Raw genomic sequence first — 15855 nt, forward strand, 5'->3', positions numbered from 1 at the left:
GCCTGCGCCCATTGCAGCAAGAACCGCCTCGTGCGGCCATCGCCCAGTTGGGCGACACGCACCTGGCCGGAAGCCGCCGGGCTAGAGGCCATGAAGCCGGAGGCGCCTCGGAGCGCCCAGCGTAGAATCAGCATAAAAGGTGCCGAACGGGCACGCTGTGGGTGGTGCCGCGTCGGCTTCGTGGTCTCGGGGAGGGTGGTGCCGCGGTCCCGCCGGAAGGAGTCCACGATGACGACCGGGCAGGCAGTCGATTCCGAGCGGAAAGAAGAGTTCGCCGGGCGCATGCTCCAGGTGGTCAATGACGCGTGTCTGGGCTATCTGTGCAGCCTCGGCCATCGGACAGGGCTCTTCGACACGATGGCACCTCTTCCGCCGTCGACCAGCGTCCAGATCGCCAAGGCCGCGGATCTCGACGAGCGGTACGTACGGGAGTGGCTCGGCGGTCTGACCGTCGCCGGTGTCGTCGAATACCGGCCGGCCGACGGCACGTACTGGCTCCCGCCCGAGCACGCCGCCTCTCTCACCCGGGCAGCGGGGCCGGAGAACACGGCCTCGCTCCTTCAGGACCTCGCGCTCCTCGGCATTGTCGAGGACGAGGTCCTCGACGCGTTCCGCACGGGCGGCGGCGTCCCCTACTCCTCGTATCCGCGGTTCCAGGAGCTCCAGGCCGAGGAGACGGGGCGCGTCTACGACGTGGCCCTGGTCGACACGATCGTTCCGCTGGCGCCGGGCCTGCCGGAGCGGCTGCGCGCCGGGATCGACGCGCTGGACATCGGGACCGGGCAGGGCCATGCGGTGAATCTGCTGGCCCAGGCGTTCCCCAAGAGCCGGTTCCGCGGGGTCGACATCTCCCAGAAGGGCATCGCGGCCGCACGCGCCGAGGCGGAGCGGCTCGGCCTCGACAACGTCCGGTTCGACGTGGTCGACACCGCCGATCTCAGCGGTACGTACGACCTCATCACGGCGTTCGACGTGATCCACGACCTGGCCCGCCCGGCGCGCACCCTGGACGCGGTGGCCGCCGCGCTGCGCGACGACGGCGTGTTCCTCATGGGCGACATCTCCGCCTCCAGCAATCTGGAGGAGAACATCGACCATCCCCTCGGACCCGCCCTGTACACCTTCTCGGTCTTCTACTGCATGACCGTGTCGCTGGGCGAGGGCGGCGCGGGGCTCGGCTCGGTGTGGGGGCGGCAGCGGGCGCTGCAGATGCTCGCCGACGCCGGGTTCGGTGACATCGACGTGGAGCAGGTCGAGGGCGACATCCTCAACGTGTACTACGTGGCCCGTAAGTGACTGTCGCCGGTTGCCGGGTGTCCGCCGGCCTAGGAGCGGCGGACCAGACGGGCGTGCGTGGCCGCCGGGGAGCTGACGAGTTCCACGACCTCGTAGCCGTCGACGCCGTCGCCGAGGTTGTCGAGCAGGCGCTCTCCCTTGCCGACGAGGAGCGGCACGATGGCCAGGTGCAGTTCGTCGACGAGACCGGCGCGCAGGTACTGCTGGATCGTGGCCGGGCCCCCGCCGATGCGCACGTCCTTGCCGTCCGCCGCCTCGTAGGCCCTGGCGAGGACCGTCTCGACGGGCTCGTCGGTGAAGTGGAAGTCCGTTCCGCCCTTCATCGACACCGACGGACGCGGGTGGTGCGTGTGCACGAACACCGGGTGGTGGAACGGCGGGTTGTCGCCCCACCAGCCGGTCCACGCCTCGTTCTCCCACGGTCCGCGATAGGGGCCGAACATGTTGCGGCCCATGATCGTGGCGCCGATGTTGTCCTCGCTGCGGGCGACGAACTCGACGTCGACGCCCTGCTTGCCGTCGGCGTGGTCCTTCATCGCGGCGAACATCCAGTCGTGCAGGCCGTCGTCGATCCCGTCGCCGAAGGGCGCGTCCATGCGCTGGTCGGTACCGGCGGCGAACCCGTCGAGCGAGACAGTGACGTTGTGTACGCGGAGCTTGGGCATGACGTCTCCTTGGTGGTGACGGTAGCGGTCCGTTCCCGCTCTCACCCCTGCGTCGATCGGTGCGGGGCCGGATCGACAGCCCGTCCCGATTTTCTTCCACGAATCCCGTCACCGCAGCGCGCACGGGCCAGGCGACCCCTCAGGCGTCGGGGAGCCCGGCCAGCCACTCGACGAGGATGCGGTTGACGTCGTCGCCGCGCTCCTGCTGGATCCAGTGGCCGCAGCCGTCGAGGATGTGCGACGAACGCAGGCCCGGCAGGGTGGTGGGGTAGGCGTCGATGGCATCGGACAGCCACGTGGTGGACGCGTCCATGGCGCCGCCGATGAACAGGGAGGGCTGGGTGACGGGGGCGCCTCGGAGGGCGGCGAGTTCCTCCCAGTCCCGGTCCATGTTCCGGTAACGGTTGAGCGCTCCGGTCAGTCCCGTGCGCTCGAACTCCCCTGCGTATACGTCGAGTTCGGCCTCGTCGAGCCAGGCGGGGAGCCGGTCGACGGGGAAGCGTTCACGCATCGTTCCGCCCCGGGCGACGAAGTGCGGGTCGGGTGCGCCGGGCGCGGCCATCGTGTCGGCCGACAGCGCGGCAAAGATGCCCGCGAGCCAACCGCGCACGTCCGGCTCGATCTCCGCCTCGGCCCTCCCGGGCTCCTGGAAGTACGAGACGTAGATCTCCTCGTTCCCGCCCATGCCCGCGAAGATGTCGCTGGGCCGCGGTCCGCCGGGCGGGGTGTAGGGGACGCTCAGCAGCGCGACCGCGCGGAAGACCTCCGGCCTGAGCAGGGCCGAGTAGGCGGCGATGTTCGCGCCCCAGTCGTGCCCGACGAGCACCGCGGACCGCTCGCCGAGGGCGTCCACGACGGCGACGTTGTCGTCCACCAGGTCGAGCATTCCGTACGCGGCCGGGTCGGCGGGCTTCGAGGAGCGGCCGTAGCCGCGTACGTCGAGGGCGACTGCCCGGTATCCGGCCGCCGCGAGCGCCGGCAGCTGGCGGCGCCATGAGTACGAGCTCTCGGGGAACCCGTGCACGAGCAGGACGAGCGGCCCGGTGCCCTGCTCCACGAGGTGGATCCGGCCCGCGGGCCCGTCGACCAGTCGGTGTGTGGCTTGCGCGGCCTGCTGCGACATGCGACCTCCTGTAGACACCGTGCGGCCATGCCGGGTGCGACCGGCGATGGCTGCCCTGACGCCGATCATGCAACGGGCCATGGCGCGCCACCGACCCTTCTTGCCGTTCCGGCAAAGAATCCGCTGGGCCGAGGCGATCTGCTGGAGTGCGTTCGGCTCAGTCGCCCGCGCCGCCGATCATGTCCACCAGTTCCGCCAGCGCGGTGGCGGCTTCGGGCAGGCCCGGCGTGGGCGTCACCGGTTCGTCCAGGTACACGTCCCGTCGGAGTTCGATCATGAGTGCGCTGACCCTCGGGTCCTTGCCGTAGTGCCGCAGCGGCACGTAGGTCCCGGCGAACGGTGTGTCGAGGGCGACGTCCCCGAGCCCGCCGAAGGCGGCGCGCGCCTGCGCGAGCAGGGCGTCGGAGGTGTGGAAGGGGTCGGTGCCCAGGCACACGTGCGGGCGCGGGGCCGCGCCGTGGAGTTCGTACGGCAGGGCCCGGCTCGGGTACGAGTGCACATCGACGATCACCGCGCGCCCGGCGGCGGCGAGCCGGTCCTCGACGGCGTCCGTCATCGCGGCGGCGTAGGTGTGGAAGTAGGTCTCGAGGAGCTCGGGAACATCGGCGGGAGGTTCGGGCCTGAGGACCTCACGGTGGGTGGTGCGGGTGTACACCGCACCCATGCCGACCGCGCTCATCTCCTCGCGCTCGTCGGGAAAGCGTTCGGGGTCCACGACGAGGCGGGAGAGTTCGTTGACGAAGCGCCAGGGCGTCATCGCCGCGTCACGCGCGGCGAGTTCGGCGATGTCCTGCGTATGGGCGTCCGTGATCAGGTCCAACTCCCGTTCCAGGGACACGTCGTCGAGCACGATGCCCTTCCGGACGTACGCCGGCACGACACGCGAGCCGTGCGGCACGTGGAGGAGGACGGGCGAGGCCGCGCTCCCGGGAATCAGCCGGTACGACGGCCGGGTGTCCTGTACGGAACTGTCCGTGGTGTCCATGTGCCCACTCTCCCCCGCCCGATCCCAACTGGTGAAACACGGGGTTACGGCGCGCGGGGGCCGCGGGTAGGGTGCCCAGTCATCCACTACTGAACAGCCGTTGAGTAGTGGTGGGCGGGGCCCTGCCGTCCCGCCCGGACCTACGCATGTGACCTTCGTTCGCGAGGAGTTCTTCACCTTGCCCGACGCACCGTCGAATCTGCTGCGCCACCTCTGGATCCCCCTGGCGGACGGCACACGGCTCGCCGCCCGCGTGTGGCTGCCCGCCACCGGGAGCCGCCCCGCCCCCGCGGTCCTCGAGTACATCCCGTACCGCAAGAACGACGCGACGGCGGCTCGCGACAACAGCCTCCACGCCCGCTTCGCCGAGGCCGGCTACGCCGCCGTCCGCGTCGACCTGCGCGGCAGCGGTGACTCGGACGGGCTGATGCTCGACGAGTACGCGCAGCAGGAACTGGCCGACGGCGTCGAGGTGATCGACTGGCTGGCGCGGCAGCCGTGGTGCGACGGGAACGTCGGCATGATCGGCAAGTCCTGGGGCGGTTTCAACGGCCTCCAGATCGCCGCGCTGCGCCCGGCCGCGCTCAAGGCGGTCGTCACGGTCTGCTCGACGGACGACCGGTACGCGGACGACGTCCACTACACCGGCGGCTCGCTGATCGCCTCCGAGATGCTGCCGTGGGCGTCGACCATGCTGGCCTACAACGCCCGCCCCGCCGATCCGGCCGTCGTCGGCGACGGCTGGCGCGAGCAGTGGCTGCGGCGGATGGCGGACACCCCCGTGTACGTGGAGGAGTGGCTGCGGCACCAGGCGCGCGACGCCTACTGGAAGCACGGGTCCGTGTGCGAGGACTTCGGCGCGATCCAGGCCCCGGTGCTTGCCGTCGGCGGCTGGTACGACCCGTACTGCGGGGCCGTACTGCGTCTGCTCGAAGGGCTCGAAGTGCCGGTGCGGGGGCTGGTGGGGCCGTGGGCCCACACCTATCCGCACCAGGCCGAACCCGGACCGGCCATCGACTTCCACGCCGAGGTCGTGCGCTGGTTCGACCAGTTCCTGCGCGGGCGGGACAGCGGCGCCCTGGACGATCCGGCGCTGCGGGTGTGGATGCCCGAGTGGGCGGCGCCCGGCAGCGACCGCGATGTGCGGCCGGGGCGCTGGGTCGCCGAGGAGAGCTGGCCGTCGCCCCGGATCGAGCGGCGCGCGTACGCCCTGGGCGGCGAGTCGGCGGGGACGGCCGCCGGGAGCGATCCGCTGCGCGAGCGTGCCGTGCGCCTCGACAGCACTCGGATGACCGGCACCGCGGGTGGCGCCTGGCTCCAATTCGGCGACGCGGCCGGTCAGTTCGGTCCGCAGGGCGGTGACGACGGTCTCTCGCACACCTTCACGACCGTGCCCCTCGACGAGAGCGCCGCGATCCTCGGCGTGCCGACCGTGACCCTTCGCGTCAGTGCCGACCGCCCGCACGCGCAGCTCGCCGTACGCCTCAACGACGTCGCACCCGACGGCAGTTCACGTCTGGTCACGCGCGGCCTGCTCAACCTCACCCATCGCGACGGCCACGAGAAGCCGCAGGCTCTTGAGCCGGGGCGCGCCTACGACGTGACCGTGCCGCTGGTGGCGACAGCACACTCCTTCGCGCCCGGTCACCGCATCCGCGTCGCGGTCTCGGCCTCGTACTGGCCCCTGGCCTGGCCCTCGCCGCGGCCCGTCACGGTCACGCTCCACCCGGCGCCGTCCGCCGCGCTGCACCTGCCCGTACGCCCGGCGAGCGCCGACGACGCGAAGCTGCGCCCGTACGGGGAGCCCTTGCCGGATCTTCCCGCGCCGCTGCGCCAGTCCCCCGGGGCCACCGGGCGCCGCGTCGAGCACGATCCGGTGAGCGGCACGACCGTCGTCACCCTCCGCGTCGACGACGGCGAGTTCACCGACCTCGCGGACGGGGCCTGGCGGCGCACCGACAGCGTCGACCGCTTCACGCTCACCGAAGGCGATCCCCACTCCGCGCTCGTCGAGTGCGAACGCACCGAGGAGGGCGGGCGCGGCGACTGGAGCTGGAAGGTCATGACGATCAGTCACATGAGCGCCGATGCCCAGGCGTTCACCGTCACCAACACCATCACCGCCCACGAAGGGGACGATCGCGTGTACCACCGCACCACCGATGCCGTGATACCTCGCCGGGGAGTGTGAGCATGCGCCGCCGCACCCTGCTCACCGGCTCCCTCGCCGTCGCGGCCGCAGCCGGGGTGAGCACGGCGGCCGGCTCCGTCGCGGGCACCGGCCCCGTGATCACCGTCGGCTCGAAGCAGTTCACCGAGTCGTGGGTGATGGGCGAGCTGTACGCGCAGATCCTCACGGCCCGTGGCTTCCAGGTCGTCCTCAAGTCGAACATCGGCAGCGCCGACATCATCGACCGAGCGCTGCGCAGCCACCAGATCGACCTCTATCCCGAGTACACGGGCGTGATCCTCCAGACGTTCGCGATGCCGAAGAGCATGCCCGTCACGGCGCACGGAACATATGAGGCGGCGAAGAGATTCGAGGAGGGGCGCGGGCTCACCCTGCTGAGACCTACCCCGTTCCAGAACCGCAACGCCGTCGCCGTGCGCGCCTCCGACGCACGTAAGCACGGGCTGCGGACGGTCGGCGATCTGCGCCGGATGGGGCGGATCTCGTATGCCGAGTACCCCGACAACATCACGGGCCCGCTCGGCTACGACGCCATCGTCAAGGCGTACCGGCTCTCCGCCATGAAGGTCAGGCCGCTCAACATCGGCCTGCAGTACCCGGCGCTCAAGAACGGTGACGTGGACGCCGCCGACGTCTTCACCACCGACCCCCAGCTGCGGCGCTACGACTTCACCGTTCTGGAGGACGACCAGGCGATCTTCGGCTTCCAGAACGTGTCGCCTGTGGTACGGCGCTCGCTCGTCGAGCGGTACGGCAGCCGGCTCACCGAGCCGCTCGACGCGGTGAACGCGCTGCTCACCGAGAAGGCCATGCAGGCGCTGAACGAAGCCGCCGCCATGATGCGGCTGAGTCCGGCGAAGGTCGCCGACCGATTCCTGCGCGCCAACGACCTGAAGTGACCGAGGAGCCCACGATCATGCAGAGCGCTGCCGACATCGTCTTCGACGCGGCCACCAAGACCTACGCGGGCTCCGCCGAACCCGCCGTGGACGCACTGTCCCTGACCGTCCCGGCCGGGGAGATCTGCGTCCTGCTCGGGGCGTCCGGCTGCGGCAAGACGACCGCACTCACCCTCGTCAACCGGCTCACCGAGCTCACGTACGGCGACATCCGCATCGACGGGCGCAGCATCCGCGACCAGGACGTCATCGAACTGCGCCGCTCCATCGGCTACGTCATCCAACAGGCGGGGCTCTTCCCGCACATGACGATCGAGGAGAACATCGCGACGGTCCCGCAGGTCCTCGGCTGGAAGCGGTCACGGACCGCCGACCGCGTCCGCGAACTGCTCGAACTGGTCGGCCTTCCCCACAAGGAGTACGCGGACCGCTATCCCGCCCAGCTGTCCGGTGGGCAGCGCCAACGCGTCGGCATCGCACGGGCGTTGGCCGCGGACCCGCCGATCATGCTGATGGACGAGCCGTTCGGCGCACTGGACCCGGTGACGCGCGAGCACATGCAGGACGAGTTCCTGCGGCTGCACGAACAGGTCCGCAAGACCACGCTGTTCGTGAGCCACGACATCGACGAGGCCGTCCGCATGGGCGACCGCGTCGCGATCCTCGCCAAGGGCGGCAGGCTCCTCCAGTACGACTCCCCCGCACGCATCCTGCGCGAGCCCGCCGACGACTACGTGGCGCGTTTCGTCGGCACGGACCGCGGCCTCAAGGCGCTGACGCTGCGCAGCCTCGGCGAGCTGAGGCTCGACCCGGCGACCGGCGACGACGAGGCGTCGCTCCGCACCGGCGACACCCTGCGGACCGCGCTGTCGGCGCTGCTCGCGGGAGGCGCCGAGCGGCTGCCGGTCGCCGACAAGTCGGGGATGACCGTCGGCAGCGTGACCGTGGACCTCATCAGGGAGGCGGCGTGAGTTCCGCCCTGCTCGCGGCGGCCGGCCCACAGCCGGTGATCCCCGACTTCGGAACGGTCAGTTCCTGCGTGCGCGACAACGGCCTGTTCTGCGTCGACTGGTTCACCGCCAACTTCTCCAGCATGTTCGGGCCCGCGCTCGTCCAGCATGTGCGGCTCACGGTGATCGCGGTCGGTGTCGGATTCCTCATCGCGTTTCCGCTGGCGCTGCTCGCGCACTTCCGGCGCCGTCTGGTGAAGCCGCTCGGTGGTCTGACCTCGTTCCTCTACACGATCCCGCCGATGGCCCTGTTCACGCTGCTCGTCCCGGTGTTCGGCCTCTCCGTCCTCACCGCGGAGATCGCGCTGGTGTCGTACACGCTGATGGTGCTGTTCAAGTCGTCGCTGACGGGCCTCGGTGAGGTGCCGGAGGAGGTGCGCCGGGCGGGCGAGGGCATGGGGCTCACGCGGCGCGAGATCCTCTGGCGCATCGAACTCCCGCTGGCCCTGCCCGCTGTGATCAGCGGGCTGCGCGTGGCGACGGTGACCACGATCAGCGTGGTGGAGGTCGCCGCGTTCATCATCGACCAAGGGCTCGGCTCGCCGATCATCCAGGGCCTTCAGTCGCCGTTCAACACCCAGTTCATCGGGGCCGGGCTGCTGGCCGTCGCGCTCGCTCTGGCGGCGGACGGACTGATCGTGCTGGTGGGACGGCTGCTCACGCCGTGGGCCCGGACGCGGAGGACCGTCTGATGCACACCTTCTTCGCCAGTTTCTCGTTCATGGCCGACCACTTCGGACTTCTGGCCGACCGCACGGTGGACCATCTGAAGCTTTCCGCCGCCGCCGTCGCGGTGGCCCTCGTCCTCGCCCTCCCGCTCGGCGTGTGGCTCGGCCACCGCGGCAAGGGTTCCTTCCTCACCGTCAGCATCTCCAACATCGGCCGTGCGCTGCCGTCGCTGGCGCTCATCGCGATCTTCCTCGGGCTGCTCGGCATCGGATTCGTCAATGTACTGACGGCACTGGTGGTGATGGCGGTCCCACCGGTGCTCACCCACGCGTACCTCTCGGTCGAGCAGGTGGACCCGGATCTGGTGCGCGCCGGACGCGGCATGGGCCTGACGGAGTGGCAGATCCTCACCCGCATCGAGCTGCCCCTGGCCCTGCCGGTGCTCTTCACCGGCATCAGGATCGCGGCGGTGTACGTCATCTCCAGCGCGACCCTGGCCGCGGTCGCCGGCGGCGGCGGACTCGGCGACATCATCCTGAACCAGGTGTCGTACGGCCTGTCGGGGGTGATCGCCGCCGCTCTGTGGGTGGCGGTCCTGGCGCTGGCCGCGGACGCCCTGTTCGGAGCGCTCCGCAGTCGGCTCACCCCGCGCGGGGTCCTCGCGGGACGGAGTGGGTGACCGGCACACCGCTGTCGGGCCGCGCACTCCGCACAAAAGAGCCTAGGTAGGGGTCGGCTGCCATGCCGGTGAGCGGCCCAGGGTCGCGACGATCTCGTCCAGCCGGGTCCCGCCGTCGGCCGCGACCGCCGGCGCGAAGGCCGCACCGGGGCCGAGGCGCGCCTCGCCTCCGGGCACCACCCGCGCCACGGCGAGCGCCGCATCGAGGAGTTCGGGGTCGAACGTCACCGTGTGACCCAGGGTCCGGGCCACGTCCCAGGAGTGCACGACGTAGTCGACGAGGTGGAAGCTGACGGCCTGTGCTCCCGGGAACGGTCCGCCGTCGCGGATCTCCGGGAGCGGGAACGCGCGCTCCGTCACCCCGTCGACGGCGAAGGCCTCCAGGACGTGCTGGGCAGCCGCGCGGTACGCCCCGACGGGGTCGTCCCCGAGGGGACGCGGCTGCCACACCGCGATGTCCGCCTCTCCGCGCGAGGCCGCGGCGAATCCGTAGTGCTGCGCGGCCATGTGACCGAGCAGGTCACGCAGCGTCCACCCGGCGCACGGCGTCGGCCTGACCAGGTCCCCGGCCGTCGCCCGCGCCACCACGTCGACGCTCGTACGCACCGCTTCCGCGTCGAGCGCGACCAGATCCTTATTCGTAGGCATACGCTTATGATCCGCCGACGCCTATCACATGTCAACGTCTATCATCGGCGCGTGATGGCCAAGAACGGCGGACGGCGCGACCTCGCCGCGATGCTGCAGCCCCTGGTGCGTTCCCTCATCGCCGCCGAGCTGCCGGTGCTCGCGTCGCACGGGATCTCGATGTGGGGATACGTCGTCCTCAGCGCCCTGGACGACGGCCCGGTCCGCACGCAGGCCGCGCTCGCGGCGGCCATCGGCGCCGACAAGACCCGGATCATCTCCACGCTGGACACGTTGCAGGAGAACGGGCTGATCTCCCGCACCCCGGACCCGCACGACCGCCGGGTCCGGCTCCTCTCCATCACCGACGACGGCCGGCGCGTGCGCAGGTCCGCGCAGGCCGACATCCACGCGCACGAGGACCGCCTCCTGGCCCGGCTCCCCGCGGCCGACCGCCGGGTCTTCCTCGACGCGGTCCACACCCTCACCCCGGATGCGGACACGCCCTAGTCGGTCCCTGCTCCCATGTGTCCGAGTACCGAGCGCATGGCCCGTCGCACCGCATCGCGCGACTCGCCGGTGGGGTCGATCGTCTCGAAGCCGTGGTGGCCGAGCGGAACGTCGATCACCTCGAGCGCGGCGCCGCAGTCCGCTGCCGCGGACACGAACTCCTCGACCGTCACCGCGATTTCAGGGCGTTCGAGCCCCACCCGCGTCAGCACGATCGGCAGCCGCCCCGCACCACGAACCGCCGCCGCCGGGCGGAACCGGCTGTCGGCGAGCCCCCAACCCGGCAGCGGCGCGAGAATCGGGTACGAGGCCGCCACGCACCGCAGCCAGGACGGCGGCGCCGCGAGCCAGTCGGCCGCAAGGAGTCCGCCTGCGGAGACGAACCACAGCGCGACACGGTCGCCGTCCACGCGTGGATCGGCCCGTACCAGTTCGATCGCCTCGGCGATGTCGTCGGCGGCCCGCCCGTACGCGGTCAGCTCGTGGAGCCGGTGGTCCACGGTCACGCCGACGGCTCCCAGGCTCGCCGCGTACTGCGCGTAGCCCACGAAGGCGGGCCAGTCGCGCGGTGTCGGCCGGGCACCGGCCGGTACCGGTCCGCCGTGGACGAACACCACAGCAGGCCGGGGACCTTCGGCGTCGGGCAGATGCAGGTCGACGCGGCCGGTCCGCTCCCGGGGCCGCTCCTCGACGTCCATGAGGAACGGCCGCAGATGCGTGGGCTGCTCGCGCACGGCGGCCACGCGGTGTCCCTTCCCCGCGGCGGCCCGGAGCAGGACGTCCACGAGCTCACGCGGGGCGGAGAGCATCGGCCAGTGCCCGGTGCCGAGTTCGAAGAAGGTGACACCCTGGTCGGCGAGGGCCTGGAACGCGGGGTCACCCAAGCCCACCATGGCCTCGACCACGGCGATGCTCGACCCGTTGGCCGTGCACAGGACGCCGGTCGTCGGCAGTTCGGCGACCGCGCCGGACAGCCGCAGCGGCTGGGTGAGCGTGGGCAGGGGCTGGGGAGCGGCCTGCTCGGTCAGCCGTGCCAGTGCCTCGGCCGGAAGGCCGGCGACGCTGCCCCAGCGCTGCCACTCCTCCACCGCCGGCGCGGGCAGCGTCCCGGCGCTGTCTTCCCGGGCCAGGCTCAGCACGCGCTCGCGGTCCGTCCGGTCGGGCACCAGCTTGAGGGCCGGGTCGCCGTCCTCGGGGATGCCGACATCCACGTTGACGATCCTGGAGATCCGCTCGGAGCGCCGGTCCGCGGCACCGCGCACCGGGTGGATGCCGTAGCAGTGGCCGACGAGGACCACGTCCTGCCCCTCGATCCGGTCGATCAGCCGGACCAGCTCCTCGATGTGCGTCTCCAGGTCCACACCCGGACCCGCCGCACCACCTCCGCCGTCCATGCCGCTGAGTGTCACTTCGTACGCCCGCGCCCCCGCGTCCCGCAGCCCGGCGGCCACATCCCGCCATACCCAGCCGCCGGTGTGGGCCCCCGCCACCAGAATGAATGCCGTCATGTCCCTCTCCTTCCGCGCCGTTGTCCACGGACCGGCCGCACCGGCCGTCCGCACTCGCCGGTACCGTAGGAACTCCCCCTGAGGGAGGTTCAAGCAGTGTCCGCCGACAGCATGTGGTCCATCGGGGAGCTCGCCGAACGTGCGGGCGTCACCGTCAAGACGGTCCGCTTCTACTCGGACCGCGGTCTGCTGCCCGAAGGCCCGCGCAGTACGGGTGGCCATCGCCGGTACGGGCCCGAGGCGCTCGACCGGCTCCGCGTCATCCGATCCCTGCGCGCCCTCGACCTGCCGGTGCCCGACGTGCGGCGCGTGCTGGGTGAGGAGGACGGGCTGGACGGCGCTCTTGAAGACGTCGTCGCCGGGCAGTTGCGGGACATCGGCTCCCAACTGGCCGCGCTGCGCTGGCGGGAGGCCGCGCTTCAGCTGCTCCAGGACTGCGCGCCCGCCGAGCGCGCCGAGCGGCTGCTGCTCGTCGGCGCGATGTCCGCCCCGCCCAGCACGACGGCACCGGCCCGGTTCTGGCGCCGGTGGCTGCCGGCCCGGATGCCCGCGCGGGTCGTCTCCGCCGTCCTCGACCAGGCCGTCCCGCAGCCTCCGGCGGACCCGACTCCGGCCCACGTCCTGACGTTCGCCCGGCTGCACGCCTTCACCTCGCGTTCCTGCGAGGGCGGCGACCGCGGGCAGCCGGCGGCACATCGTACGGAGGACGGGTTCCGCCCCGGGGTGCTCTACGAAGGGCTCAGCGAGGCCTACGCACTTGCGTCACCGCACCTGTGCGACCAGCGGTCACCCCGGGAGGGCGAGGCGCTGGACTGCTTCGTCTCCGCCTACGCCGCCTCACGGGGCGTACGTGACACCCCCGCGTTCCGCCGCACGCTCAGCGGGGTGCTGGCCGCGGATCCGCGCATCGACCACTACTGGCAGCTCGTCGCGGAGCTGACCGGTCCTGCGCGGCCGACACCGGGGGCCGCCCACGACTGGCTCTGCGCCGCGCTCGACGCCCAGGTCGCACGTCAGGCCACGTAAGGGGCGGGCAGTCATCGGCGGTTAATCGCTTGGGCCGGCGGCGCCCGCCTCCGTATCTTGGCGCAACGGCAGACGCGCCATGTGGCTCTACGCGGAAGGCTTCCATGTGCCCTCGTAAGTTGCGGCCCGAAGAGGCGGACATCGACGCCTCGTTGGTGCGCCGGCTCGTCGACGCACAGTTCCCTGAGTGGGCCGGGCTGCCGCTCACCGAGGTCGTCTCGGCGGGTACGTCCAACGCCATGTACCGCCTCGGTGAGGACATGGCCGTGCGGCTCCCCCGGCTCGCCGGTTCCGCGCAGGACGTGGACAAGGAGCACCGGTGGCTGCCGCTGCTCGCCGGAGCGCTCCCCGTGGCCGTCCCCACGCCCCTGGGCAGGGGGATTCCCGGCGAGGGCTACCCGTGGCCGTGGTCCGTCTACCGCTGGCTCGACGGCGCCAACCCCGCCCCGGGCGGCACCCCCGAACCGGCGTTTCTGGCAAAGGACTTGGCGGAGTTCGTCACCGTACTCCGGGGCGTCGACGCCACCGGCGGACCCGCTTCCTACCGCAGCGAGCCGCTGGCACAGCGGGACGAGGTGACGCGTGCGGCGATCCGTGAGCTGCGGGCGGAGCTGGACGGTGATGCGGCGGCCGCCGTCTGGGAGTCGGCCCTACGGGCGCAGGAGTGGGCCGGGCCCGCCGTGTGGATCCACGCGGATCTGCAGCCCGGGAACGTGCTCGTCGCGGACGGACGGCTCAGCGCCGTCATCGACTTCGGCTGTCTGGGCCTTGGCGACCCGGCGGTCGACCTCATCGCGGCCTGGTACCTGCTGCCCGCCGGTGCGCGCGAGGTCTTCCGGACCGGCTCGGGCTCGGACGACGACGCCTGGGCACGGGGCCGCGGCTGGGCCCTGTCGGTCGCCCTCCTGGAGCTCCGGTCCTACCGGGAGAGCAACCCGGTGATGGCCTCCATCGCCCGCCATGTCATCGCGGAAGTCCTCACCGACGACACGGCGGCGGCCTGACGATCCGTCCTGCCCACGCACCGACACCGCCCCGGATCAGTCCGCAGCGGCACGCAACCACGGTCGAGGCAGGCGCGCTCACCCCCCGGATCGGTCGGCAGCCGCGCGCAACCACTCGTCGAGGCAGGCGAAGTCCGCCTCCGTGAGGCCCCGTCGAGGGTCTACGCGATGCAGCAGGGCGCGTTCCGCGTGATGTGCGAAGACCCAGGCGCGGTCGATGTCGGTGATCTCGTCGTCGACCCATGCGAAGGGACGGCCCTGCGCCTGGCCGACCAGGGCGCGGGTCTTCCAGTGCAGGCCACGCACGCCGTGCCCTTCATCGCGTGCGTCCCGAACCGGCGGGTCGGGCCAGTCCACCACCGGCAGCGGCGGCAGCCCGAGGAGCGGGGCGACGCAGTCGTTCGCCTCTTCCATCCAGGTCGTCGCCCAGACGAGCTCGCACGGGAGCGCCGCGAGCCGGGGGCCGTACGCGGGGTTGATCCTGGCCAGCAGGGGGTTCAGGTCGGCGCCCAGCGGGTCGGGGCCTCCTGGCCGGCACATCGGATACGTCGGGTAGCACTCCGGCGGCCCGCCGAACGGAATCAGCGGCCCGTCGACGTCGAGGAAGAGCAGCGGAAGGTGCTCGGATCCGGTCACTTCAGCACCGTAGCGACTCGGGCGCCACGCCCGGGGCCACGCCGCTAGTGTGACGGGCATGACTGGGGACACGGGGCCTGCGGACAGCCACGAACTGGCCGGCGGCATGATGAACGCGGGCGCGGTCTTCCGGCGGGGCGACGTGGTCGAGCGGCCGGCGCCGCCGAATGCCCGGGCGCTCCACGCCTACCTCGCGGCGCTGCGGCATCAGGGATTCGACGCGGCTCCGGTGCCGGTCGGTGTCCGTGCCGACGGGCGTGAGCAGTTGGGGTTCATTCCCGGCCACGTGGCCGTCCCGCCGTTTCCGCCCTGGGCCATGTCGCAGACCGCGCTCCGGTCTGTCGGGGTCCTGCTGAGGCGCCTGCACGAGGCGAGTGCGCGCGTCGCGGTGGACGTATCCGCCGGCTGGTCCGGGGAGCTGGCCGATCCCGAGGGCGGAACGATGCTGTGCCACAACGATGTGTGCCTGGAGAACGTCGTCTTCCGGGACGGCCGCGCCGTGGCCCTGATCGACTTCGACCAGGCGGCCCCGGGCCGCCCGGTCTGGGATGTCGCGATGACCGCCGGCTACTGGGTCCCGATGCGGGACCCCGAGTCCGCGGCCCCGCACTATCCGGTACCTGACCCCTCTCACCCGTTGGACGCCCCGGGCCGGCTGCGGCTCCTCGCGGACGGTTACGGGCTCTCGCCGCGAGAGCGCGCCGAATTGCCGGAGGTCGTCGAACAGGCCGCCGCGGTATGCCGGGCGTTCGTCGCCCGGCGCGTGGCCGACGGGGACCCCGCCTACCTCCAGGCGCTGCGCGACCGCGGCGGCTGGGAGCGCTGGGACCGGATTCAGTCGTGGCTCAGCGATGGGCGCGAGGCGTTCCGGGCAGCACTGCTCGAAGGCCTCGACACGGGGTCGGTCCGTCCCCTTCCTCCCCCATGAGGTTCCCGAAACCGCCGATTCATCAAGCAGGCGGTGAATAGGGCTGGTTGACGGGGTGAAGAGTGCGCAACCATGTCCACATGACCGCGGCCCATCGCG

General features: G+C 71.7%; 16 protein-coding genes. 10 read left to right on the forward strand and 6 right to left on the reverse strand.

The features are described 5' to 3' along the window. Positions 1–228 precede the first annotated feature (228 nt). On the forward strand, positions 229–1296 hold the full coding sequence (locus OG574_RS04795; RefSeq protein ID WP_326772015.1) for a class I SAM-dependent methyltransferase: 1068 nt from the start codon (positions 229–231) through the stop codon (positions 1294–1296). A gap of 29 nt (positions 1297–1325) precedes the next feature. On the opposite strand, the gene OG574_RS04800 is transcribed toward OG574_RS04795, so the two are convergent. The 3 genes from OG574_RS04800 to OG574_RS04810 all read right to left on the reverse strand — a co-directional run bounded on the left by OG574_RS04800 (position 1326) and on the right by OG574_RS04810 (position 4069). After that, positions 1326–1961 carry a dihydrofolate reductase family protein gene (locus tag OG574_RS04800; protein WP_326772016.1) on the reverse strand — a complete coding sequence of 212 codons (636 nt, stop codon included), beginning with the start codon at positions 1959–1961 and terminating at the stop codon, positions 1326–1328. Between the two features lie 139 nt (positions 1962–2100). Then, entirely contained in the window at positions 2101–3084 is a 984-nt protein-coding gene (locus tag OG574_RS04805; protein ID WP_326772017.1) for an alpha/beta fold hydrolase, read from the reverse strand. A gap of 157 nt (positions 3085–3241) precedes the next feature. Beyond that, positions 3242–4069, reverse strand: a complete 828-nt coding sequence (locus tag OG574_RS04810; RefSeq protein ID WP_326772018.1) for an N-formylglutamate amidohydrolase — start codon at positions 4067–4069, stop codon at positions 3242–3244. Between the two features lie 148 nt (positions 4070–4217). On the opposite strand from OG574_RS04810, the gene OG574_RS04815 reads away from it, so the two are divergent. Genes OG574_RS04815 through OG574_RS04835 form a run of 5 tightly spaced genes read left to right on the forward strand, consistent with a single transcriptional unit; the run spans position 4218 to position 9517 of the window. Next, positions 4218–6260 carry a CocE/NonD family hydrolase gene (locus OG574_RS04815; RefSeq protein WP_326772019.1) on the forward strand — a complete coding sequence of 681 codons (2043 nt, stop codon included), beginning with the start codon at positions 4218–4220 and terminating at the stop codon, positions 6258–6260. Between the two features lie 2 nt (positions 6261–6262). Further along, the gene (locus tag OG574_RS04820; RefSeq protein WP_326772020.1) at positions 6263–7159 is read left to right on the forward strand and encodes an ABC transporter substrate-binding protein; all 897 of its coding nucleotides are present in this window, start codon (positions 6263–6265) and stop codon (positions 7157–7159) included. A gap of 17 nt (positions 7160–7176) precedes the next feature. Continuing rightward, positions 7177–8130 (forward strand): ABC transporter ATP-binding protein, encoded by a 954-nt coding sequence (locus OG574_RS04825; protein WP_326772021.1) that lies wholly within the window; start codon positions 7177–7179, stop codon positions 8128–8130. Then, positions 8127–8861: an ABC transporter permease gene (locus tag OG574_RS04830; protein ID WP_227299323.1), complete on the forward strand. Its 735-nt coding sequence runs from the start codon at positions 8127–8129 to the stop codon at positions 8859–8861. Before OG574_RS04825 ends, OG574_RS04830 begins: the two co-directional genes overlap by 4 nt. Then, complete coding sequence (locus OG574_RS04835; RefSeq protein WP_326772022.1) at positions 8861–9517, forward strand: ABC transporter permease; 657 nt, start codon at positions 8861–8863, stop codon at positions 9515–9517. Before OG574_RS04830 ends, OG574_RS04835 begins: the two co-directional genes overlap by 1 nt. A 42-nt stretch (positions 9518–9559) precedes the next feature. Here OG574_RS04835 and OG574_RS04840 read toward each other — a convergent pair whose 3' ends face one another. Continuing rightward, complete coding sequence (locus tag OG574_RS04840) at positions 9560–10165, reverse strand: TIGR03086 family metal-binding protein (RefSeq protein ID WP_326772023.1); 606 nt, start codon at positions 10163–10165, stop codon at positions 9560–9562. Between the two features lie 54 nt (positions 10166–10219). On the opposite strand from OG574_RS04840, the gene OG574_RS04845 reads away from it, so the two are divergent. After that, complete coding sequence (locus tag OG574_RS04845) at positions 10220–10654, forward strand: MarR family winged helix-turn-helix transcriptional regulator (RefSeq protein WP_326778362.1); 435 nt, start codon at positions 10220–10222, stop codon at positions 10652–10654. Here OG574_RS04845 and OG574_RS04850 read toward each other — a convergent pair. Further along, on the reverse strand, positions 10651–12162 hold the full coding sequence (locus tag OG574_RS04850; RefSeq protein WP_326772024.1) for an alpha/beta hydrolase: 1512 nt from the start codon (positions 12160–12162) through the stop codon (positions 10651–10653). The genes OG574_RS04845 and OG574_RS04850 overlap by 4 nt on opposite strands. A 96-nt stretch (positions 12163–12258) precedes the next feature. Here OG574_RS04850 and OG574_RS04855 point away from each other — a divergent pair, with 96 nt between their 5' ends. Together OG574_RS04855 and OG574_RS04860 are read left to right on the forward strand one after the other, a co-directional pair. Further along, positions 12259–13188: a helix-turn-helix domain-containing protein gene (locus OG574_RS04855; RefSeq protein ID WP_398379454.1), complete on the forward strand. Its 930-nt coding sequence runs from the start codon at positions 12259–12261 to the stop codon at positions 13186–13188. 104 nt (positions 13189–13292) lie between these two features. Continuing rightward, positions 13293–14192, forward strand: coding sequence for an aminoglycoside phosphotransferase family protein (locus OG574_RS04860; RefSeq protein WP_326772025.1), 900 nt, complete (start codon positions 13293–13295; stop codon positions 14190–14192). A 78-nt stretch (positions 14193–14270) separates the two neighbouring features. Here OG574_RS04860 and OG574_RS04865 read toward each other — a convergent pair whose 3' ends face one another. After that, positions 14271–14828 carry an HAD domain-containing protein gene (locus OG574_RS04865; protein ID WP_326772026.1) on the reverse strand — a complete coding sequence of 186 codons (558 nt, stop codon included), beginning with the start codon at positions 14826–14828 and terminating at the stop codon, positions 14271–14273. A 58-nt stretch (positions 14829–14886) separates the two neighbouring features. Here OG574_RS04865 and OG574_RS04870 point away from each other — a divergent pair, with 58 nt between their 5' ends. Continuing rightward, positions 14887–15756, forward strand: coding sequence for a phosphotransferase (locus OG574_RS04870; protein WP_326772027.1), 870 nt, complete (start codon positions 14887–14889; stop codon positions 15754–15756). The last annotated feature ends 99 nt before the right edge of the window (positions 15757–15855 follow it).

This window comes from Streptomyces sp. NBC_01445 (genome assembly GCF_035918235.1).
In the GTDB taxonomy this organism is placed as follows: domain Bacteria; phylum Actinomycetota; class Actinomycetes; order Streptomycetales; family Streptomycetaceae; genus Streptomyces.